Origin of the sequence: Nodosilinea sp. LEGE 07088, assembly GCF_015207395.1 — a bacterium.
GTDB lineage: Bacteria > Cyanobacteriota > Cyanobacteriia > Phormidesmidales > Phormidesmidaceae > Nodosilinea.
The window spans coordinates 1-21,782 of the sequence record NZ_JADEWX010000059.1 but is presented as its reverse complement, the minus strand read 5'-3'; the positions used below and the strand labels follow the sequence as shown (position 1 = coordinate 21,782).

The window sequence follows — 21,782 nt, the reverse complement described above, 5'->3', positions numbered from 1 at the left end:
TCTGGCCATACCCATGTTTAGGATCTCTCTAAAGGGCGCAGACCCTGCGCCCCTAGTTTGGGATAGTCTCTGGCTCGGCATTCTCCCCAGGCCGATTGCTTTCGCCCACCTACCCACCTACCCATCCATCCACCCGCTATGCCTGAAATTCGCTTTCAAGTTCAATGGCCCGACGGTAGCCAAGACACCTGCTACTCGCCTTCCCTGGTGGTAAAAGACTACTTCACCGTGGCCACCACCTACCCCCTGGCCGACTTTGTCGCTCGCTCGCGCACGGCCCTCACCATTGCCAGCGATCGCGTTCAGGCCAAATATGGCATGCCCTGTAGTCTGGCCCTGGGGCAGCTCCGCCAGATTGAAGCCACCGCTAGCCGCTATGAACAGCTGCCCGACCCTAGGGTGACGTTGCTCCAGTTTTTGGAGTAATCGTTGCCAAAACAATATCCCCCGCAATTTCTCCAAAAAGTTGTTTGACAAAAGTTCCCCCAAAGAGCAATATAGAGATTGCCTAATTTATGGGCCTGTAGTTCAATTGGTTAGAGCACCGCCCTGTCACGGCGGAAGTTGCGGGTTCGAATCCCGTCAGGCCCGTTCTAGTTAAGCAGTTGCCGCTTAAAGCGCTTGAGAGCACAAGCTAACCCAATGGGTTGTGTCCTAAATCTGTCCTAAGCGTGTACATGCCCGGTTATAGCATTGTTCTCTCAGTGCCGCTACGGTGGCCACGAAGGAGGTAGTGCTACGGGGATGACTCAATGATAGCCAATCGGTCTAGAGCAGGGCTGTGGGGCGTGTAGGCAGGCTCTCAAGCGGGTTGGCAACACTTCTATGTAGGTTTCTCGGGTAAAACTCAACCCGTACCACAACACCTACATAGCAAAATCACACCTTTTACATACACATTGATATAACCTCTCCTGGGCTGAACATAACTCCTAAGGCAACCCAGAGCCTTCTGTAGGCTTAGAGGCTCGAAAAAGGATATCACCCAGGATGAGACTGGTTAAGGCTCTCTAGCGTCGAGGTCACTTAAATAAAGCGCCTTAAACTCTTCTGCGGCGGCTGAGTCAATCTTGTAGAGTGCTCGGATTATCGCTAACACGGTCTCTGAGCTAGGGTCGCGCAACTCATTAGCCCACCGAAAGACGTTAGACGAGCCGATACCCATCACGGTAGCTAGCTTGCCCTGGCTAATCTCGTACTTCTCTAGGACTGTTTTTAGTACTCTGCCTGCTGTTCCCATGCTTCTAATCGTTACAGAAGCAGGATTTTGCGTATACATGCCAAATGGACTGTGGTATTCTCAACTCACCTGCCAAATGGACTGTGACAATATTTAGGACAGTGCGACCATGCCTCAAGCTTTTCTACCTTCAAACCTACCTATCACTGATACCCATGCAACAGTGACCATAGAACCAACCACTGAACCTGGTAGAGAAAAAGTCTTGCTTACAGTTACAGGCTCAGCCTACGCAATTGAACGAGTAATCCATGAACTTTATCGGGTTGGTTTTGCAGAAGTCAGAGAATGGAGCAAGCCTATCCCTACAGGAAAGGTGAATGAGGTTATGCGGGTTCTCACTCGTTATGTAATCATGGAGTGAGATTTAGAAATGAGTAACATCTATCGTCTGAAAGTCAGATATTTCTAAAACCACCGCCGCTTGTTCTCGACATACTGAGTTTGAAACTGCCTATCAGATTTCAGCAGATAGAATATACCTTCGACAAGACCGACTAGCCAAGTAAAAAGACTTAGAGTCCCCATACTTATAAGGGTAATGCCAAGTAAAATAAAACCTTCCCGATGGTATCCAAGTATAAATTTATGAATTCCGAAGAATCCCAGGAAAATCGCAGTTATCGCAACCAATATTCGACTTGGTTTTCTGGTCACTGTAGGCTCTTGGGACAACTCCCTACTGGAATCCGTAGTTCTCAATAAATTACTTTTCAGCTTATTAATCTCAATTGGTTTGTTCCAAATAGATTGTTCTATCTCCACTGTTGCTGGGTCAGTGAACTTGAGTTCTGACAAGCTTATAGGCTCACCATCAATTATGCTGTCCACGTAACGCTTAACTTCTTCAAAGTTAGGCTGTTGCTCTGGATTAAAGGCAACAGCATTCTCATCATCAACTGCTTTGAAGACGCCGCCTTGCTTTTCTACTCCACCTAGGACTGAAAATTGCAAGTATCCAACTAGGGGTACCCAATCTGCTGTTTTTCCAGCAGGCTTAAATTGGACTGCTGTGATATTTCGTATGGGGATTTCCTTGCTACCTGCCATTCCCTGACTAACAAACCCCCAGAATCCCTCCCTAGAAATAATTACTCTCTTTTGGGTTAGGCATATTTTCCCATTCTTTCCTTCCACTTCAAAATGGGCTAACGATTTTTTCGCTTCATTAACACTATTATCTTGAAAATCGTCTATATCAAATGAGTTTGCTTCTAGAGCTAATTCAAATGAATAACTCCAATCAGGAATATCTTTAGCTTGAGACTTCCCATATATTTTTACGGCTTTAATGCCCTGCGGATTAATTTTTTTGATTCCTTTTTCAAGGAAAGAAGAAAGCACTTTTTGGTCTGGAGTATTTGTTGCTTCTAAAAGAATCTGCAAAAGGCTATCTTTCTTGGAAGCTTTAGAAGCAATGCCCTTTGACTGCAATTGACGATTAATTAATGCAGCGATAGCCCTAGGGTTTCCTTGCTTAGCAAGTTCTAGAGCATTAGGATTTGAATCAGAATTTTTCACGGAAATGACCTTAATTTTTCAAAAATCTGAAAACCTAAAAACCTATTTTTATGCGTTCTAATCTGCCATGAAACACACCTATATAAAAACCAAAAAAGTTTTAACTAAAAGTTATGAATTAAGTTTCTTCAAATAATTTATGCTGAGCAACTCTTTCAGAGAATGTAGTAGGCCATAGCAATCTTACTTAACATCCATACTAATTTCTCCGGTTTCTTCATCCATTGGTATATCAAGCCTTATGCTAAGTTGAATTACTCCAACATTAATTGTTCCAGTAAGAGCGGTCATTTTCGCTGGAAGTTTTCTTGCGTGGATTTCTTCCACAGCGATTTGAAAAGCATTCATAGTCTGATTAATAGAGCTACGCATTGCTTGCTCAGTTGCCTTGAAAGCTGCATCTTGTGTAGTAGTTGCAGTTTCCTGGGCAATTCGCAGCGCTTGTTCTGAGACTTGGCCACTAAGTTTCTGGAAATTCCCTAAACCTATTCCAGGAAGTTTCCACTTGCTAATTTGGGCATTATCTCCGACTGGATGAGAGCTTTCAGTGTTTGCAGCAAGATGAGGCTCTTCTAAATTTTTCAAATCAACTTCATCGTTGATAGTATCAAAGGAGGTGGAGGTAAATATGTCTTTCTCTAAAGGTCTCTTCTGAAGATTTAGCGAATAAACCCAAGTAGACTTCATGTCAGCTTTTTTGACAGCTTGAATTTTGCAAGTATTGAATATAGGGCATCTTATCTGTTCTAAGATATTCTCAATTTTTTCTAGAATCAAATCTTGTTCTACCGACTCATCGGCAATTAACCGAATTAAAAGAATATCTTCTTTAGCTCCAACTTGCACTTCTACATCTGCACCTATCTGCTCATTTATTAATGCTGTAATAGCCTTACTGTCGCCTTGACTTGCGCGTTCCAGCAATTTCAGTTGAGAGTTATTCATTGATTTACGTAATCTTGTGAAAGCTAACATGCTAATAAATATATTCTAAGAGTTCCCTTTCAAACCGGAAGAATTCGCTAGGCTTAACCTAAAAATTGCTTCCGTATGAAGTTCTAGGGGGCAACTGTAAAACTCACTACATTTTAGAGATACCCCGGCTTCTATAAGTCACCATCTTGTAGTGCATATATACTCATTAAGAGTGTGTAAATAATTGGCATAAAACTGGAAAATCTCGGCTTTAAGGTCTACGCGCATTGCCAACAGATTAGAGCAGCCTTAGAGGTCATCCTGAGAGGACGCTATAGATAGTGCTTTCTGAAGATTATTAGAGTAACAAGCTGCTATAGGTAGTGTAGTCCTTGATTTATGCCTGAAAAATAACCCTTGAGGCTCGAAAAAGAATAAGGTAAGGTGTCAAGCATGAATGGCGGAAACCCTTATATATCAAGGCTTTTGGCTTATCGCCTGTATCGCTACTCTCCCTTGTAACTGTGTAACTGGCAAACCTACCGAAGCATCCTTGTATAACTACGTAACCACATAATTAATAGAACATATAACTATTAAATTTAGAATACTTTTGTTTTTTGTAGTTACGCTGTTACATGGTTACAGAAAAGACTGAAACCCTCTACCTAAAAGGATTTCAGCCCTGTCTAAGTTGTAACTAGGTTAGGATTGTGCGGTTACACTAGGCCGCTACAGCTTCCTTAACCATCCAGTATTTACCAGGTTTACCATTAACTCTTGTTGTCTTTGTAGGCTTTTCTAGCCCAAGTTGCTCAAGTATTTGACTAACTCGGCTTTGGTCAACGTTATTCATCCGTTTAATTTCCTTCCCTAAAGCATTACTGACTATTTCAGCCATTGTGAAAGGCTGTGTGCCACGTTTAGCAAGCCACTCAGCAATAACAGGAGTCCAGATATCCTCTTTTTCATATTGTCTATTCTGACGGTTGCTTAGCTCTTGCTCTGCCACGGTTAAGTAGATAGGCTCACCTTCCAAGTAAGCAGACGTAGCAGCAGCCCAGATGCTATCTCGGTTTTCCTTAACCCAGTCAATATCTATCTTTTCTTTAAGGTCAATCACCCAAAAGCGTCTATTTCCAGTCTCATCAATCAGAAACTCTCGCTTGTTAGTTGAGCCTACGAGAATAAATGAGCGAGGAATAGTTATCGTTTTTCGGTCATAGGGCTTACGGAAAGTATCGCTACGCTCAGTGAGAAACTGCTTTAGTTTACCCATCTGAGCACGTTTAATACTTTGCTCAACTTCTCCCAGCTCAATGAACCACTTGCTTTGGCAAATCATTCGCTCATCTTTATCAAAATTGCTTAGATGAATTGAGGTAAAATCCTGTTCTCCAGCAAGAGCCTCAAAGAAGGAAGTCTTAAAATAGCCCTGGGAACCATAAAGAACTAAAGCTTGGTCAAACTTAATCCCAGGCTCAAATATTCTAGCCACTGCCGCAACCAAAGTTTTAGTGACAAACTTCGCCTCAATTGAGCTTGAATCAATATGTAAGGCTTGTTCAGCAACTTGCTTCAAAACTTCCACATAATCTATACCGTCAAAAGCATCATGGTTGTGAGTTAAGTAGTCTTCAATAGGTGAGAAAGTGTTTTTCTCAGCTTCCAAGTAAATTAGCTCATAAATATACTGGTCATTTTCAAGCAAAATGCCGTGCTTTTCTAGGATTTCGTTTCTAAATTTGGCAATATCAAAGATGCTATCATCTAAGTAGATATCTTTAGTTTGCTTATGGAGCTTTAGACGGTCTGCAAAATGCTCAGTAATTACAGATTGAGTTTGGCAATAAGCCTCTTTTTTAGACATAATTGTTCCTTTTAGTAAAAAAATAATATTTTGACACTTGCTTAATGCAGGTGTTTTTTATCTGGTTTCATTGGGTAAACTCTACAAAACTCTGAATGTAGCTCTGTAAAGCCTTACGAGTAAAGCTAGAAATCGTATTTCCAGACTTTTTTGCAGTGTTAGCCAAAATATCTAGCTCACTAGCGCTCATTTTGACCGTTAGCAGCTTCTTTCTAGGCTCTTGTGAGTAAACTCGATTAAGAGTTAGAGGGTTATTTGTGTACATATTTGCTCTGTTAATTTGCTTTTAGCTATTAGATATAGACGTTTTCTGTATCTTTTCTTATTGTAACGACCGGGTATAGATTTTGTAAAGGCCTTGGAATTTTAGAAGGCAGTCAGACTGAGATTAAAATTCCAAAAACCATGCTCAAAAATACCAATTATTAGTATTTTTAGAGTGCTAATTATCTGAAAGCTATATTCCCTTTCGAGCCTCAGACACCCTGGCAAAATTATCAATAATTTGCATAAAAATAGCCTCAGAGGCAACGTTTGAGCGCTAACCCCTAAGACTAAAATGTTAAGAAATAATAAAGCTAGATTTTGAGGTCAGGTAGGTCAGGGCGATTAATCATATGCCCATAGGTTTGCATCACCATGCGACTGTCTGAATGCCCTGCAATATAAGCAACGGAGGTGATTGGCATCCCTTGCTCAATAGCGTGACTCAAAAGCGTGTGACGGGTTGTATAAGGCTTGCGGTAGGGAATTTTTAGGCTGTCTAGCACTGTGACCCAATCTTCTCGGAAGTTGCCAGCATCTATTACACAACCTAGGGCAGACCGAAAAACTAAATCCTCTGGCTTAGCCTTTACTGGTTGAATACCCCTTAACATCTCTGCTAACTCAGGGCTTATGCTCAGATAGCGAGTATTGCCTGTTTTGGTAGATTTTCTGACTCTCTTATAGCCGTTACCCGTTCTATCTTTAGACAAAGACTCACAGATAATAATCACCCCTTGATTAAAGTCGATATGTTTCCAGCACAGGCCAATAGCCTCAGAGGTTCTAACCCCAGTCATAAATAGAAAACGCACAAACGGGCCATAATGTGTATACCTTTCCTCAAATGTTGCGAGAATAGCCTGTATCTCCGCCACAGTGAAGGGTTTAACTTCTATTTTCGTTGTTTTCCTTGGCTTTACTCTTTCAAAGGGGTTGTCAAGAATTTTCCCTTCTGATACAGCCCACTTACCGCAAGACTTGAGATAGCCTAAGCGCTTGTTAAACGTGCTAGCGGCAATGGTTGCTTCTATAAGCCAGTTAACGTCTGTTGTCTTGGCATCTGCCTTAACAATCATGCGCCTAATCATTTCATAGTGGTCGGCTTTAGTCTCTGGGCTAAGTTCTAGCGTATCTACCCAGGCATCCCAGATAGAGAGCAACGGCTTTACTGAGTTATCCCTAGCCTTTTCTTTTCGAGCCTTCCCGGTAGTCTTAGCAGCGGTAGGGAGGTGTCTATATTTATCGAGCGTTGAATCAAACACACTCGCTAGGATATCGTTCTGAATCTGGGTAGCAATGCCAGTAGCAATACCTAGATGGCGTTTGTTGGCATACTTGCCCCCTCGGATTGGGTTAAAGCTGTATCGTTGACCATCGACAGTGAACTTGAGTTGGATACTACCGTTGTTATTCACGGGTACGATATCGCGCATTGTCCTAAATCTGTCCTAAGGCGAATGCTTAGAGAAATCAGAGATAGGCTCAAAAGCCTGTAGTCAAAGCGTTAGCGCGGCGTAAGCTATTGGTTAGAGCACCGCCCTGTCACGGCGGAAGTTGCGGGTTCGAATCCCGTCAGGCCCGTTTATGTTGTACAGCGTCACTTTATGTATTGTTGACGACAGATTGGTTTCTTTGTGGGCTAATTGTTGCCATCGGGGCCAGTTCCTTTCCTCTGGACATTGGTGACCTATAGTTTGGGCAGGTGGCTTTTACAGCCAGCTCAGCTTTGTTTTGGCAGGGCTGAGGTTTGTCATGCAGCTAGGGGCAATAGCTGACAGCTGCACAGGTTAACCAAATCTGACCAAAAGCCCCCATGGTTCGCTGAAAGCTAAACCATGGGGGCAAAGGGTTGTTTATTGTGATGCTAGCCGTTATCTCACCTAGTGAGTTGGGGCGCTGTCACCAGTACCACTGCCATTGCCGTCAGCATTGCCACTGCGACTTTTGACGCTGTGACCACCGGAGCCGTGACCAGCATTTTGGCTGGGCTCATACATGACTTTAGGCATAGAGCTAGGGTAATCGAGGTTGTCCTTAGCTACCTTGGCAGGCTCGTACAGTCGCCCAAGGGTACGCCTGCCGTAGCCTGCGGCTAGCGGTGTTGGAGCCCGATAGAACATCTGCTTATGGCTGTGGTAGGTAGTTTGATAAAGCGTTGAGCGCACGCCGTTTGCCGTAGCCAGGCTAGGCTGCTCTATCCCCTGGGAGGGATGATAGAGGTAGTCTTCAAAGGCTTGTTCCTGGGCTAGTAGAGGAGGTAACTCGGCCTGGGGTAATCCATACCGCACGTCTAGCAGCGGCTGAGGTTCGCTATGGAACGGGTTTTGATAGGCCAGAGTGGGGTTATCGCTCATTTCTGCCCGGCCCTGTCGCCAGTTATCGATGACGCTACTCAGGTCAAAGCCTAGGGCGCGCTGATAGTGCCAAAGACCTCCCTGGAGGAAGAAGAAGGCCAGGTAAAAGTGAGTGTTGGCCAACCAGGTGCGCGACGAATAGCCTGCATCTGCCGCTTTGGTGGGGTCAAAATAGGTGGGCAAAAAGGCCGACTTTAGCTCTAGGGGTGGCCCATAGAACTCAGTGGGGTAAGCCAGGGTGTTGAAACCGCAGTAGTAGGAGGCCGCAAACCCCGCGATCGCAATACCAAACAACGAGTAGGCCAAAATACCGTCGGCAGAGAAGAGAAAGCGCTGCTGTACCCACTTAAATGGAGGTACCAAAATGTGCCATGCCCCGCCCAGCAGCAGCAATACCGCCACATAAATATGGCCGCCCACTAGGTCTTCTAGGTTGTTGACATCAAATAGGTGGGTGCGATAGCTCAGCAGGGTGCCAAAGTCCAGGGTTGGATCGTTTACCACGCGCACTTCGCCAATATTGGCGTCGTATAGACCGCCAAAGGCCTTGGCCTTGATGACGAGCAAAAGAGCCCCTAGACCCAAAATGGCGAGGTGGTGCCCCAAGATAAAGCCCAATTGCTTGGAGTCAGCCCAGTCAAAATCAAATTTGGTGGCGTTGCCCCGGGCATTGGTCAGACTCTGGGGCAGGCGATCGCGGTGAAAGAAAGCCCCCCCGGCCAGCACCCCGGCCGCCACCAGGTGAATCACACCAATGGCAAAGAGGGGAAAGGTATCTGCGATCGCACCGCCAGCACCCACGCCCCATCCCTGGGTAGCCAGGTGGGGGAGCAAAATTAGCCCCTGGTCGTACATCGGGGCTTTGGGGGAATAGACGGCTAGCTCGAACAGGGTAAAGGCCCCAGCCCAGAGCATAATCAGGGCAGCCTGGGCCACATGGGCCACAATAAACGTATTCGACAGGTGTATAAATCGGGCGTTACCCGCCCACCAGGGATATTTCTCCTGGGTTTGATTAACAGCGTGCATGATTTGACTGTTATAGGAGTGGTCTATGGGAATCGGCAGAGGTGGTCTAGCCGCTGCCAGGGTGAGGCGGCGATCGCCCCACCCCTACAAACAGGTCAGTCTAGGCACAGAGGTTAGCTCAGGCCCGAAATGATATGGTCTAAATAGACATCCATTTCTTGGCCAGCATCGGCCCCAACGCGCTGGGTTACCACTTCTTTCATAGTCTGAACCGCTTGAATGGTAGGTTCGATGGGTACCCCTAGGGAGCCGTAGGTTTCTCTCAGCCCGTTCAACACCCGCTCATCCAAAATAGAAGCATCTGCCGCTAGCATGGCATAGGTGGCATAGCGCAGAAAGTAGGTCAAATCCCGCAGACAGGCCGCGTAACGCCGAGTCGGATACATATTGCCCCCCGGGAGAGTGATATCTCCATACAGCAGGCTTTTGGCTACGGTTTCGCTGATAATGCTGGCTGCACTATCGCCAATCTGGCCGGCGGCCTTAACCCGCAGGGTACCGCTTTGAAAATACTTATTTAGGGCATCGAGCTCGGCCCCTTCTAGGTAGTTACCTTTCTCATCAGCGGGGTTAATGACGGCGGTAATGGTGTCTTGCATAGCTTTCCTTTTCCAGAGCGTTAAATCAAACGTGAAGCAATAGATCGAAATTTCTGAGGTTAGGTAAATCTGGCCCCAACGTGTCAGGGATTAGGCACCCCAGGCCAGAGGTAGACTCAGCCTCAAGCCGCTAACCAGGTGCTTAGAAGGCTCGAATGAGCTGGTCAAAGTAGGGCGCAGCCAGGGCACCTTCCTCGGCGCTCAAGTTGCCCATGGCGACTTCCTTAAGGCACTTCATCGCTAGCTTGAGGTTGGCCAATGGCACTCCAAGGGAGACGTACATATCCCGCATGCCCTCCAGACCGATGTCTTCTAGAGGCTTAGAATTGCCAGCCAGAACGCAATAGCTAACCAGGCGAATGTACCAACCCTGATCCCGCTGACAGAGGGCAGTTTTTTGCGGATTGCCGCTGTTGCTGGGGGTATTGGGGCATTGAGCCCAGAATCGCTTACTGCCTTCATCAACAATTTTCTGTTCGTTAGCCGCCAATTTTTGTGAAGCGCTAATGCGGACAGTGCCGTTACCAAAAAACTCTTGAAGTTTGCTGAGTTCAGCACTGCTGAGAAAGCGATTGGCTTCGTCTGATTGAGCGATGACTTTAGCAACAATACTCATTGGGGGAAGTCCTCCTAGATGAACTGATAGCGATTGAACTGGGTAATAGCGAAGATATCTTTAGCGATCGATCTAAATCCTGCCTAGGCTAGGTTTGAGCCGCCCTACAATCATGTCTATAGCCCTCTGAACTAGGCCACCTCTCCAGTACCCAAGGGTATTGTTTGAGGCTGTCCTACCACTGAGTGCCATCTAACAAAAAGCACCAGGCATTAGTGGCGCTAAATCTGGTATAGCAACGGCCTTAGCATCTAGCTCATAAGTACTCAGTCTAAACATCAAACGCCTAGACTTGAGTCCATTAATGCTGGCTAATTTGGCGGCTACCAGAATCAACTGAGTTGACCTAAGTAAGATCAAGCTATCGACCTAAAAACCTCTCAACATCAGCCCGTCAATTATTTTTTGAGACAAAAATTGCTCGTTATTTTGCGCAGGCAAATAACCATTTATTATTTTGCAAAAGCAAATTACTGAATCATTTGCCTACCCCTAAACAATAAAGTCTGGTGGCCTTAATCCGATCGTTTTCTTCAAAAACCGTACATATAAGTACAAGTATGTTTATCTGCAAAGAAGGAATTTTGCGTTTATCAATGGTTACCCTAGAGACATAGCAGGTAAATTTAAAAAATAACTAACTAACGGTAGAGGCGGCGGCGATCGCACCCGCTGGGCTGTGGCATACCTTACCGCCTGAAGATTGCTCAACGCTCCCCTACGGAAGAACCAGAGACTAGCTCCTGGGAAGATTTAGCCGGGGAACGAGTCAAGCCTTCCGCAGATGCGCAGAATGGGCCTGAGTCACGAATAGGCCCATTACTATCGGTATGGCTGCGGCAGAAATCAGCACAATTTACCGCCGCCTCAGTCATGGCAATGTGGGGATGAATCGTGCACTTCAGCTGCGGGTTATCGCTAAAAAACTGGCACCTTGAGCAGGGAATAGCGTGAAGATCGGCGGCGTAGATGATGGTGTCGCGGAGAGTTACCCAAACCGTCCAGCCAATTAGCCCTAGTACGGTCCAGGGCGCACAGAGTCGGGCAATATTGAGAAGAACTTGACCAACATCGCCTAGCCCAGGCATGACCTGCATCGGTAGACCAATCAGATAGATGATGCTCATAGGAAAAACCTACAGTGAAAACCCTTGGGGCTAGTTTTTCGCGCAAATACGTTCGGGTGCATTCCCAATCTGCACAAACAGAATGCGATCGATGTATGCTCTACAATTTTTTCTAAAGGAAGGAGAAAATCCCCCAAAAGGGGGATTTAGGAGGATCGAGTCGTTGGCGCAACAATCTCTACAAGAGTTCGCTATGCCAAGCAATCAATCAATGAGATTAAGTTGAATAATAAATAAATAATCTGAAGAAGTCAGGAAGACTTTTCTCAGTGAATTTTATGCTGGCTAAGGTGATCGAGATGATCCCGGCTGAGCCTCTTGATTGGGCTACTTCAGCGACTCAAGGCGGCGGAAATTTGATTTGATAAGTTGTAAGGATCGTAAGGCTTGGTGATAATTGCAGCGATGCCGAGTTGGTTAAACTGACGCTGTTCGCTAGACTGAGCCTTAGCCGTCAATAAAATAATCGGAATTTGAGCTGTATCGGAGTTTTCCCGCAGCCGTTGCATCGTTGTCAGGCCATCCATGCCCGGCATCATAATATCTAAGAGAATGACGTCTGGCTTTTCATCAACAGCTTTAGCCAATCCCTCATAGCCTGAACTGGCTAGAATAACAGTCCAGTCCCCGATAATTTCTAGACACATCTGAGTGGCTTCTCGAATATCGGCTTCATCGTCAATGATGAGAACACGCTTGGTTTTCATACAATAGTCCTAAGAATAGAAGTAGATGAGGCTGCCGCCCAACGCGTCGCGCTACCGCCGTCTATTTGCCAATCCAGTAATGTCACCATCTAGGCCAAGGGTATCAGGCAGGATATAGCACCCGCCTAAGACGTTAGAATTTGACCAGGATATTTGCCGAGCAGGGGTAGCAATTTTCTCGATCGTGGCGGTAAACCGCTTAGGCGTATCCTCAGCGATTGGGCCAAAATAATTGTTGAGGGTTTACCCTCCTAATTTAGTCGGCCAGCTGAGGAAGCCCGGTTTGATCTAAGCTTCTTTTACCGTCGATTGGCAACGTAAAGAAAAAAGTGCTTCCTTGATTTAACGTACTTTCAGCCCAGATCTTGCCTCCATGTTGTTCTACGATGCTACGACAAATTGCTAAGCCCAGACCGGTTCCTCCCTGGTGCTCGTTATCTGAAACGTTTAGCTGTTCAAATTGATCAAATATCGTTTCCAGTTTATCGCCAGGAATACCCTTTCCTTCATCTTGAACAGCAATTAGCACCACCTGTGACACCGCAGCGGTGATTTGGGTGATGCCACCTGAACTAGATGACGGTTTACTCGTCAAGCTGGGCGGGTTGTTTGCAGAGTCGTCTTGATTGTTGTCTGATGGGCTAACGTCAGCGAGGGTAGCTAGAACCTTTACTGTTGAACCGTTGGGCGCGAACTTAATGGCGTTGCTGAGCAGATTAGCCAGCGTTTGAATAATGCGATCGCGGTCAACCCAGAGCTGAATTGAAAGCGGGGAAATAATCAGTTGGATATCGTTTTTTTCGGCCATTGCCCGCATTTCATCGGCGGACTGACACATGAGTTCGGACAGGTCACAGGCCTGTTTTTTAAGGTTAACTTTACCGAGTTTAATGCGTTCTACGTCTAGAAGGTCGTTCACCAGGCGTACCAGACGGTTGGTATTGGAAAAGGCAATTTCTACCATGCGTCGCCGCTTGTCAGGCGCAACGTTGAGGTCGTTCTGCACCAGCAGCCCTAGGGCAGTCCGAATTGAAGTCAGCGGTGTTCTCAGTTCATGGCTGACCACCGAGATAAACTCATCCTTGAGTCGTTCTACCATTTGCCGTTCGGTAATGTCTTTAAAGAGGATGACGGCACCTAAAGTTTTGCCATTTTCGTGAATGGGGGTGCTGGTATAGTCAACAGGAAAGTACACGTCCCCGCGTCTACGAAAGCAATCCCCGGAAACCTGGTGGGTAGTGCCGTCAGTTAAGGTTTTAAACACCGGGCTTTGCTTCCACCCGTAGGGGGTACCGTCGGGCTGAGTCGGCGCTATCAGGTGATGCATAAACTGCCCTAGCACCTTGTCCGTGGCATACCCCAGGGTCTCAGCCGCAGCTGGGTTAACAAACGTAACGTGGCCCCGCAAATCTATTCCGTAGATGCCCTCACCGACTGAGTCGAGAATGAGCTCATTTTGATGACTGAGCCGCTTGAAAGAATCTTTGGCTAGTTGGAGCTGATGGAGCGTATTTTCCCGTTCAGTAATCTCTCGTTTGAGGTCGGTGTTGGCCTGCTGGAGCTCGACAGTGCGCTGTAAGACGCGACCTTCTAGGGCAATGTTAAGGCCCTGAACCTGAGCATAGAGGCGCCCTTGGTAGATAACCTGAGCAAAGTGGTGGGCCAGGGTCTGGGCCAGCTCAATATCGTTTTCGCTCCAGGGGTGGGCCTGCCCATGTTTTTGTTCACGCCAGGTTTCAAACGACTGCCGGGGAAGCTGCTGCCGAGGGTCACGGCTGTCGAGCCGACCGGCCCAAATCGTTTCAACCGTGATGGCCTGGCGAAAAATACTCAGATAGCCCAGGTGCTGCTGGCGATAGGTAAGCTGGGCCACTAAAATGCCGCACATGTCTTCCAGCTGTAGCGCTGACTTCAGCGCCGCCGGTAGCTGCGACTGCTGCAGATCGTCGATTACCCAGATCTGTTCGCCGGGTCGGGCAGACGCTTCGGTGCGCAGCCACGCGCGCCAGGCAGGCAGGTGTTCGAGCGGGGGAGCAGCCCGACCGGCTACTAAGGACGAGCACTTGAAACCAATGGCAGGCGGTGGCCCAGCGGTGAGCGGTTGGCCCTGGGCTCCAGATGCCGAAGCTGCCAGGTATAACCGCCCCCCTAATCCCTGGAGCGCTGTTACGGTCTGGTTGAGGGCAGCTTGCAGTGCTGGAGCTGGGGCTCTGTGGAGCAGCGTGACGACCCGGTTAATGGTGGCTTCGTGCTGGGCTTGTAGACGACTTTGCTTGAGCACCATAGCGTGGGCCAGTGCCACAGAGACCTGGTCGGCGACCAGCTGCACAACTTCCAAATCTTGGGGACCAATATGGCGGGGTTGACTGTGGTGGGCCACCAGCAGCCCCCAAAGCTGGTGTCGATAGAGCACCGGCACCACTAGAGAGGACTGTACCCCCATGTTGGTCAGGTATTCGACATGGCAGGGATCGACCTGGCGAAACCAGATGTCGTGGTTTCGCTGCTGCTGAGCAGGGCTAAATAGCGGGCTAATGCCAATTTCCTGCTCAGCCACGTTGACGATATTGCGCTGACGCACCGTCAAAAACAGGTCGCGAGCCTCCTGGGGTATATCTTCGGCGGGAAAACGGTGACCGAGCAGAGACGGGAGCTGGTTGTCTCGAATAGATTCGGCGACGACCTCACCACTGCCATCGGGGGCAAAGCGATAGACTTTCACGCGATCTGACCTGAGAAACGTCTGCACTTCGGTAGCAGTCGAGGCCAAAATCTCTGACAGCTCAAGGGACTGCCGAATTCGGTCAGTCATGCGGTGCAAAAGTGCGTCGAGAGCAGAGCGGGGGTGGAGGGGCATGGGGAAGGAGAATGCGGGGTGGGGCTAGTTGAGCAGCGCTTTGGATGAGGGACAGGACGAACAGGACGATCGATGGATTTTCAGCTGGTTGAACAGCCGTTTGATTAAATCTGAGCCGGTGAGGGACTTATCGATATAGTCGTTGGCCCCGGCTAGCATCGCGGCGTGTTGATGGGGGGGGGCGCTATGGGCGCTGAGAAAGACAATGGGCAGGTGATGCCAGGCGGGGGTTTGGCGTACCACTCGGCAGAGGTCAAGGCCGCTAAACTCGGGCATTTCAAGGTCTAGTATGAGTAGATCGGGGGAAAATCGCTGGAGGATGGCCCAGAACTGGGGCGCATGCTCTAAGGTAGTGAGCTTGACCCCCCAAGGCTCGAGGATGGTGCGCAGGGTGGCCAGCATATGGGGGTCATCGTCAACGACGAGGACTTTGGCGGTGGTGGCCTGGAGGTGCGATCGCAGGTCTATGCTACAGCCTAAAATCTGCTCTATATCGGGATTGTGCAGAAAGGTAGAGTGACCCAGCCGAGCAGCTTTAATGCGACTTTTCAAACTACCATCGGCGCTGCCGATCAAAACCGGCAGCGGGGGCACCTGGTTGACTAGAGCTGAGAGTTTATCCAGGACGACCTCATCAACCGTATCGATCGCACAGCTGAAGATACCCAGATCGGGCAGCGGGGGCAAGGTCTTGTTCGAGGGGCCAGCTAGCCAGGTTTGGTAGGTGGCGGTTGCCTGCGACCGCAAGAGGCGTAAATGCCGGTGGTCTGAGATCACCTGGGTAGTCAGACCCTGTTTTTTGGCCGCCTTGGCCAGGTCATGGGGCAGCATCAGGTCGGGGTCGATGAGCACCAGCAGGGGCAGGATGGGCTGAGCGTCCCAGCGATCGCGCGAAGAGGGGCCCCTGGTAATTTCCCGCTCTAGGGCCGCAATCCAACGCTGTAGCTGAGGAGAATCGCCGGGCAGGACTAGCTCGCGATCGGCCAGTCGCTGCTCAATCAGCTGGGCTAGTTCTGAGCCCACGGGTAGGCCAAATACCCCCAGCGCCCCTTTCAGGTTGTGGGCCGCGCGATGAGCCCGATGGTACAGCTCGGCTGTCATTTGGTTAGCGGCCAAAGCCTCAACGGCCTGCTTGATTGCGGCTAGCCGCTCCTCGTGCTGGGGTTTTACCGACTGCCACAGCGATCGCAGGGCCGCTTTCGTCTGCTGCACGGTCTGCGGCGCTGGCGGAGCCGCTTGGGCCTGCTCATCAGCTAATTCTTTGCCCAGGACAGGGGCTGACCTGGCCTCGTCAGCGTCTAGGGGCTTAAGCCGATAGCCTACGCCGTATACAGTTTTGATCAAATCGGGGGGAGCGCCCACCGCCGTCAGCTTGCGGCGCAATCCCTTCATATGGGCCGTGACGGTGTCTTCGCCGGGGGCTTCCTCACAGTTCCAGAGGCTGTCTAGGATGGCAGAACGGCTAAATACGCGAGACTGATTGCGCAAAAATAGCTCCAGCAGTCGATACTCTTTGGGCGTCAAGCTGAGAGCTTGGTCGCCGTAGGTAACGTCCTGGGTGTTGGGGTTAAGCTGTAGGGCTCCCCAGGACAGCATCGACAAAACCGGAGCTTGAGCTCGCCTAAGCAGCACTCGTATCCGCGCTAAAATTTCGTCTAGCTCAAAGGGCTTGGTAATATAGTCGTCAGCTCCAGCGTTGAGGCCAGCAATTTTTCGATTGCTAGAGTCAAGCGCCGTTAGCATCAGCACCGGCATGTGGTACAAATGGTCTCGCAGCCGCTGACAAAGCTGAATGCCGTCGAGTTCAGGCAAAACAACGTCGAGTATAACTAGATCGTAGTCGAAGGCATTGATGAGCTGCCAGCCCATCTGACCGTCTTGAGCAACATCTACAGCGTAGTGCTCGCTGGCCAGACCTTTTTCTAGAACGGCTGCAATCGTGTCATCATCCTCAACGAGTAGTATCCTCATGGGCCTTGCGCGTTTGGATATTATAAAGACTTCAAAACAGGCTTTATCAAAGAAGAGAAATAAAACTTCCCCCCCCCCAGGATAATTATTAACTTATTTAATTAATATTTAGCCAGTATTTATTAAATTTAATGGTGGTGGCAGTGTTATTCTTGGCGCTCTTTGAAATTTTTGCCACTAGCAAACAACCCTAGAACAGTGTGAATGCTATAGGGTTTGATTTGTTAGTTTTTCTGTAGCGGTTCCCGATTAGATAAAGTACACACTATCTGAGTTCTAGATCCCCCAATTTTTGCCTGTCTAAGATCCCTTCTGCTCCCTTATCAATGGGGCAAGAAGGATCTTCACGATGTATTTTACCCATGTAAACTTCGCTATAAATGCTTAGCGGTACCAGACGACTGAGCAAAATTAGGGTGGCTTGTCGGGTGAGTGATGGCGCAGCACCCTACTAAAGTTAATTTCGTCAGCATGTTCTTTTGATATGGCTATGCCAACGCCATCACATATCCTATACCTTGCTTAATCTGGGCTTTTCATCTACCTAATGGGTCAGGGCGCACTGTGGAAATAGGTGCCGTACTGCAACCCTGGGAAAACGTGATTTAGCTCAATCATCACCACCGCTAAAACCACTAAGGCCAGGGTCGCCATGACTGGAGCACTGGTCAGATATTTCATAAATGCAGACATTGCTAATTCTCCAAAACTCTATCGAGGGGATACCGTAAGCTCGGCCTCTTGCGCGGTGAGTTCCCGTGTCGTCAATTCCTTAAAGGCCAGCAGGGGCCACAGCAGGCCCTGGGTAAAGGAGCGAATAGCAAGGGAAATATCGATGAAAATCTCCATTTCTTCCGGTTTGGTGGCCTGCTTGCTGCCAATTAAATAAGCCCGCCCCGACCAGCCCACAAACCCGGCAAAGTAAAAGAAAATTGCAAAGGGAATCACCACATCCATCGCTCGATCGAGGCGGAGTTGCAGGTGGGGCAGGCCGTCCTCACCGCAGAGCAAATTGGTGGAGTAGGCCTTATAGGGTTGATCAAAGTAATAGGTTTGGGGTGCATTTTGCATCCGCTCCATAAAGGCCGCTGAGTCTTGGCAGGGCACCAGATGGGTGTTGCCGGCAGCGGCGGCAGGCCGCATGATGATCAGCCACAGGAATATCATCAGCAAAATTCCCAACAGCTTTTTCATGGCAAAGTCTCCTAAATCATGGATATCAATTGGTACCCTAGGTGGGTTCGGGTTCCTGTCTAGCAACCCTTTGACTCCGCTCAAGTGGGGACAGAAGCGATCGCTCCCTTACCCCCTAACCTGAGGGTGGATTCATGGGGTCTTGCCCCATGGTGCTGTCGCCGTTAGATTCCCGCTCAATCCAGAGAAAAATGATCGCAAAAATGGGAAACGGCAGAATGTAAAAGATCATCGGAATCATGATCCAGGGCAGCCAGGGAGCGGCATAGGCTCCGGTGAGTTGGGTCATGTCGGCCATGGGAGGGCTCCTTGAGTGTGAATTTTGGATTTTAGATTTTGGATTTTGGGCTAGTTTTGAATTTTGAACTTTGAATTTTGAACTAGATTTTGATCACCTAGAACTCAAAACTCAGTACCTTCTCACCCCATTGCGCCATTCAGTAGCGTCTGACTGACGTTGACGGCTCCGCGCAGCATGCCATCGAGGGCATCGAAGTTTTCGAGCAGCACGTAGGCAAAAATGGCCCCGCCCATAGAACCGAGTAAGATGCCGCTGCTGAGTTGAAACCAGTCGTCCTTATTGCGCAACGGACGCAGGCGATCTTGGGAATGGGAGTTATAGGCTCCGCCGGGATTACCCTGGAAGGTAGATAGGGCAAAGATAGAGATCCCCAAACAGGCGGATACGGTAATGTAAATGGCGGTGATTAGCCCACTGAGATTGGCACCATGGGCAGTTTCCCTCAGGGGGCCAACGACAATTTCTGGGCCGACCAAAAAGTAGCCGTGGGCCATGCCAATTTCTAGCCCTCGCAGGAAGGGGCTGAGACCGGGTCGGTAGGCGGGTAGGTTGTTGATGTAGGCCTTAACTAGGCCCGAACTGTTAATGGGCGTGGCCAGATTACCGAGCTGAGGGTTGCCTTGGTAGGGCTGAATTGGATCGTCGTAGTCGTAGGCATCGGCCCAGGCAGAGGGTTGCGCACTTGTCATGATCTTGCCTCGTAGCTTAAGGATTTGGGAAAGTCCTGGCCGCTGAACCTCGGCCAGGACTGATCTGCGAAGAGAGTCCGCAGTTTGTTGAGCGAGTCCTGGCCGCTGAACCTCGGCCAAGACGGGTCTGCGAAGGAGAGTCCGCAGCTTTTTGGGCCAGAACGGCCCATACTTCAAGGAAATCGGCTCGACGTCGACGCAATCAGAAACGCGCCGTAGGTGGCAATGTAGCCGACGGTGAAATGGGTGAGCCCCACCAGGCGAGCCTGCACAATGGTCAGGGCCACGGGCTTGTCTTTGGGATAGCCGAAAGACAGGGGCGTGTTTTCGTGGGCCCAGAGCAGGGTTTCGATCAGCTCTTGCCAGTAGCCGCGCCAGGTGATCAAGAACATGAAGCTAACGGCCCAGGCCAGGTGGCCAAACAGGAACATCCAGGCCCAAACGGCGAGGTTGTTGGTGCCAGCCGGGTTGTAGCCATTGATCAGCTGGGCCGAGTTGAGCCACAGGTAGTCTCGAAACCAGCCCATCAGGTAGGTCGAGCTTTCGTTGAACTGGGCGATGTTGCCCGACCAGACAGCGAGGTGCTTCCAGTGCCAGTAGAAGGTCACCCAGCCCAGGGTGTTGAGCATCCAGAAGGTGGCCAGGTAAACCGAATCCCAGGCGGAGATATCGCAGGTGCCGCCGCGTCCAGGGCCGTCGCAGGGGAAGGCGTAGCCGAAGTCTTTTTTATCGGGCATCAGCTTTGATCCGCGGGCATCCAGGGCTCCTTTGACCAAGATCAAGGTGGTGACATGGAGACCCAGGGCGATCGCATGGTGAACCAAGAAATCCCCTGGCCCAATGGTGAGAAACAGCGAGTTGGTACCGCTGTTGATCGCCTCTAGCCAGCCGGGTAGCCAGACATTGCCGTGGTTGGGCCAGGCGGTAGAGGCAATGCTGTCGGGGTTGGAGAGCAGCGTGCTCACACCATAGAGAGCCTTACCGTGCACGGCCTGAATCCACTGGGCAAAGACCGGCTCGACCAGGATCTGCTTATCGGGGCTGCCCAGGGCCATTTCGCAGTCATTGTGCACATAGAGGCCCAGGGTGTGAAAGCCCAGGAACAGCGACACCCAGCTCAGGTGGGAGATGATCGCCTCTTTATGGTCGAGCACCCGGGCCAGCACGTTGTCGCGGTTGGCCACCGGGTCGTAGTCGCGAATCAGAAAGATCGCCCCGTGGGCAAAGGCCCCCAGCATCAGAAACCCGGCGATGTACTGGTGGTGGGTATAGAGGGCCGACATGGTGGTGTAGTCGCGGGCCATGAAGGCGTAGGGCGGCATGGCGTACATGTGCTGGGCCACCAGGGAGGTGATTACCCCCAGGCAGGCCAGGTGCCAGCCCAGCTGAAAGTGCAGGGAGTTGTTGTAGGTGTCGTAGATGCCCTGGTGACCGCGACCGGTGTTGGGGGCAATGAAGAACCCTTTCCAGCCGGGGCCCTGGAGGGCTTCGGTCATCTCCTTGATGCTGTGGCCAATACCAAAGTTGGTGCGGTACATGTGCCCGGCGACGATGAAAATCACCGCGATCGCCAGGTGGTGGTGGGCCATGTCCGTCAGCCACAGTGACTCGGTCTGGGGATGAAAGCCCCCCAGGAAGGTGAGCATGGCGGTACCCGCCCCCTCGGCGGTGCCGAACAGGTGTCTGGCGGTGTCGGGGTTTTGGGCGTAGGCCCCCCAGTTCCCCGTAAACAGTGGCGCTAGGCCTTCTGGGTGGGGGCGAATGCTGAGAAAGTTATCCCAGCCGACATGCTGCCCGCGCGATTCAGGGATGGCCACATGCACCAGGTGCCCGGTCCAGGCCAGGGCGCTGACGCCAAATAGCCCGGCCAGGTGGTGGTTGAGACGCGCCTCGGCATTTTTAAACCAGCTCAGGCTGGGGCGAAACCGGGGTTGCAGGTGCAGCCAGCCCGCATAGAGCATGACGGCAGCCACCACCAGCAAAAACATCGCCCCGGTAAACAGGTCGTTGTTGGTGCGCATGCCGATGGTGTACCACCAGTGATATACCCCGGAGTAGCAGATATCCACCGGGTTGAAGGCCCCGGCTTGGGTATAGGCCGCGATCGCAGGGGGGCCAAACTGAGCATCCCAAATGGCGTGGGCAATGGGTGAGGTACCCAGCGGGTCTTTAATCCACTGCTCAAAGTTGCCCTGCCAGGCCACATGAAACAAAATGCCGGAAATCCACAAAAAGATAATGGCCAGGTGACCAAAGTGGGAGGCAAAAATCCGCTGGTACAGATTTTCCTCCGTCATCCCGTCGTGGCTTTCAAAATCATGGGCGGTTGCGATCGCATAGAAGAGCCGACGAGTAGTCGGGTCTCGCTGCAAATCCTGACTAAATTTAGGAAATTTTGTCGCCATGGTTCGAAGGTTTGAACGTTAGAAGGTTAAAAACTTGAGAACTGAGATATCTCTCATCCCCTCCTGGGAAGGGTAGGGGTGGGTTAGCCCAGGTTGTGCAAACCCACCCCGCCCGTAGGG

General features: G+C 49.9%; 19 protein-coding genes and 1 tRNA gene. 3 read left to right on the top strand and 17 right to left on the bottom strand.

Annotated elements, in window-relative coordinates; translation table 11 throughout:
- The first annotated feature begins 138 nt into the window (after window positions 1-138).
- Complete coding sequence (locus IQ254_RS14680) at window positions 139-426, top strand: MSMEG_0570 family nitrogen starvation response protein (RefSeq protein WP_193966903.1); 288 nt, start codon at window positions 139-141, stop codon at window positions 424-426.
- 91 nt (window positions 427-517) lie between these two features.
- Window positions 518-591, top strand: a tRNA-Asp gene (locus IQ254_RS14675).
- 409 nt (window positions 592-1,000) lie between these two features.
- Here IQ254_RS14675 and IQ254_RS14670 read toward each other — a convergent pair.
- Window positions 1,001-1,240 (bottom strand): helix-turn-helix transcriptional regulator, encoded by a 240-nt coding sequence (locus IQ254_RS14670; protein WP_193966902.1) that lies wholly within the window; start codon window positions 1,238-1,240, stop codon window positions 1,001-1,003.
- Window positions 1,241-1,349: 109 nt separating this feature from the next.
- Here IQ254_RS14670 and IQ254_RS14665 point away from each other — a divergent pair, with 109 nt between their 5' ends.
- Window positions 1,350-1,604 carry a hypothetical protein gene (locus IQ254_RS14665; protein ID WP_193966901.1) on the top strand — a complete coding sequence of 85 codons (255 nt, stop codon included), beginning with the start codon at window positions 1,350-1,352 and terminating at the stop codon, window positions 1,602-1,604.
- Window positions 1,605-1,648: 44 nt separating this feature from the next.
- On the opposite strand, the gene IQ254_RS33140 is transcribed toward IQ254_RS14665, so the two are convergent.
- From IQ254_RS33140 to psaB, 16 genes are all read right to left on the bottom strand, one after another.
- Window positions 1,649-2,761, bottom strand: a complete 1,113-nt coding sequence (locus tag IQ254_RS33140; RefSeq protein WP_313887459.1) for an NINE protein — start codon at window positions 2,759-2,761, stop codon at window positions 1,649-1,651.
- A gap of 183 nt (window positions 2,762-2,944) precedes the next feature.
- Entirely contained in the window at window positions 2,945-3,706 is a 762-nt protein-coding gene (locus tag IQ254_RS14655; protein ID WP_193966900.1) for a hypothetical protein, read from the bottom strand.
- A gap of 694 nt (window positions 3,707-4,400) precedes the next feature.
- A complete protein-coding gene (locus IQ254_RS14650) occupies window positions 4,401-5,546 on the bottom strand; it encodes a virulence-associated E family protein (protein WP_193966899.1) in 1,146 nt (381 codons plus the stop codon).
- 578 nt (window positions 5,547-6,124) lie between these two features.
- Window positions 6,125-7,246, bottom strand: coding sequence for a tyrosine recombinase XerC (gene xerC, locus IQ254_RS14645; RefSeq protein WP_193966898.1), 1,122 nt, complete (start codon window positions 7,244-7,246; stop codon window positions 6,125-6,127).
- Between the two features lie 447 nt (window positions 7,247-7,693).
- Window positions 7,694-9,196, bottom strand: coding sequence for a chlorophyll a/b binding light-harvesting protein (locus IQ254_RS14640; protein WP_193966897.1), 1,503 nt, complete (start codon window positions 9,194-9,196; stop codon window positions 7,694-7,696).
- 113 nt (window positions 9,197-9,309) lie between these two features.
- On the bottom strand, window positions 9,310-9,795 hold the full coding sequence (locus IQ254_RS14635) for an allophycocyanin subunit beta (RefSeq protein WP_193966896.1): 486 nt from the start codon (window positions 9,793-9,795) through the stop codon (window positions 9,310-9,312).
- Window positions 9,796-9,937: 142 nt separating this feature from the next.
- A complete protein-coding gene (gene apcD / locus IQ254_RS14630) occupies window positions 9,938-10,411 on the bottom strand; it encodes an allophycocyanin subunit alpha-B (RefSeq protein WP_193966895.1) in 474 nt (157 codons plus the stop codon).
- 707 nt (window positions 10,412-11,118) lie between these two features.
- Entirely contained in the window at window positions 11,119-11,538 is a 420-nt protein-coding gene (locus IQ254_RS14625; protein WP_193966894.1) for a hypothetical protein, read from the bottom strand.
- A 332-nt stretch (window positions 11,539-11,870) separates the two neighbouring features.
- A complete protein-coding gene (locus IQ254_RS14620) occupies window positions 11,871-12,245 on the bottom strand; it encodes a response regulator (RefSeq protein WP_193966893.1) in 375 nt (124 codons plus the stop codon).
- 256 nt (window positions 12,246-12,501) lie between these two features.
- Window positions 12,502-15,102 carry an ATP-binding protein gene (locus IQ254_RS14615; protein ID WP_228040733.1) on the bottom strand — a complete coding sequence of 867 codons (2,601 nt, stop codon included), beginning with the start codon at window positions 15,100-15,102 and terminating at the stop codon, window positions 12,502-12,504.
- Between the two features lie 24 nt (window positions 15,103-15,126).
- Window positions 15,127-17,073, bottom strand: a complete 1,947-nt coding sequence (locus IQ254_RS14610; RefSeq protein WP_193966892.1) for a response regulator — start codon at window positions 17,071-17,073, stop codon at window positions 15,127-15,129.
- A 552-nt stretch (window positions 17,074-17,625) separates the two neighbouring features.
- Complete coding sequence (locus tag IQ254_RS14605) at window positions 17,626-17,766, bottom strand: photosystem I reaction center subunit IX (RefSeq protein ID WP_193966891.1); 141 nt, start codon at window positions 17,764-17,766, stop codon at window positions 17,626-17,628.
- 18 nt (window positions 17,767-17,784) lie between these two features.
- A complete protein-coding gene (locus IQ254_RS14600; RefSeq protein ID WP_193966890.1) occupies window positions 17,785-18,267 on the bottom strand; it encodes a Photosystem I reaction center subunit III in 483 nt (160 codons plus the stop codon).
- A 115-nt stretch (window positions 18,268-18,382) separates the two neighbouring features.
- Window positions 18,383-18,565, bottom strand: a complete 183-nt coding sequence (gene psaI, locus IQ254_RS14595; RefSeq protein WP_193966889.1) for a photosystem I reaction center subunit VIII — start codon at window positions 18,563-18,565, stop codon at window positions 18,383-18,385.
- 122 nt (window positions 18,566-18,687) lie between these two features.
- A complete protein-coding gene (locus tag IQ254_RS14590; RefSeq protein WP_193966888.1) occupies window positions 18,688-19,257 on the bottom strand; it encodes a photosystem I reaction center subunit XI in 570 nt (189 codons plus the stop codon).
- 173 nt (window positions 19,258-19,430) lie between these two features.
- On the bottom strand, window positions 19,431-21,662 hold the full coding sequence (psaB, locus tag IQ254_RS14585) for a photosystem I core protein PsaB (RefSeq protein WP_193966887.1): 2,232 nt from the start codon (window positions 21,660-21,662) through the stop codon (window positions 19,431-19,433).
- Between the last annotated feature and the right edge of the window lie 120 nt (window positions 21,663-21,782).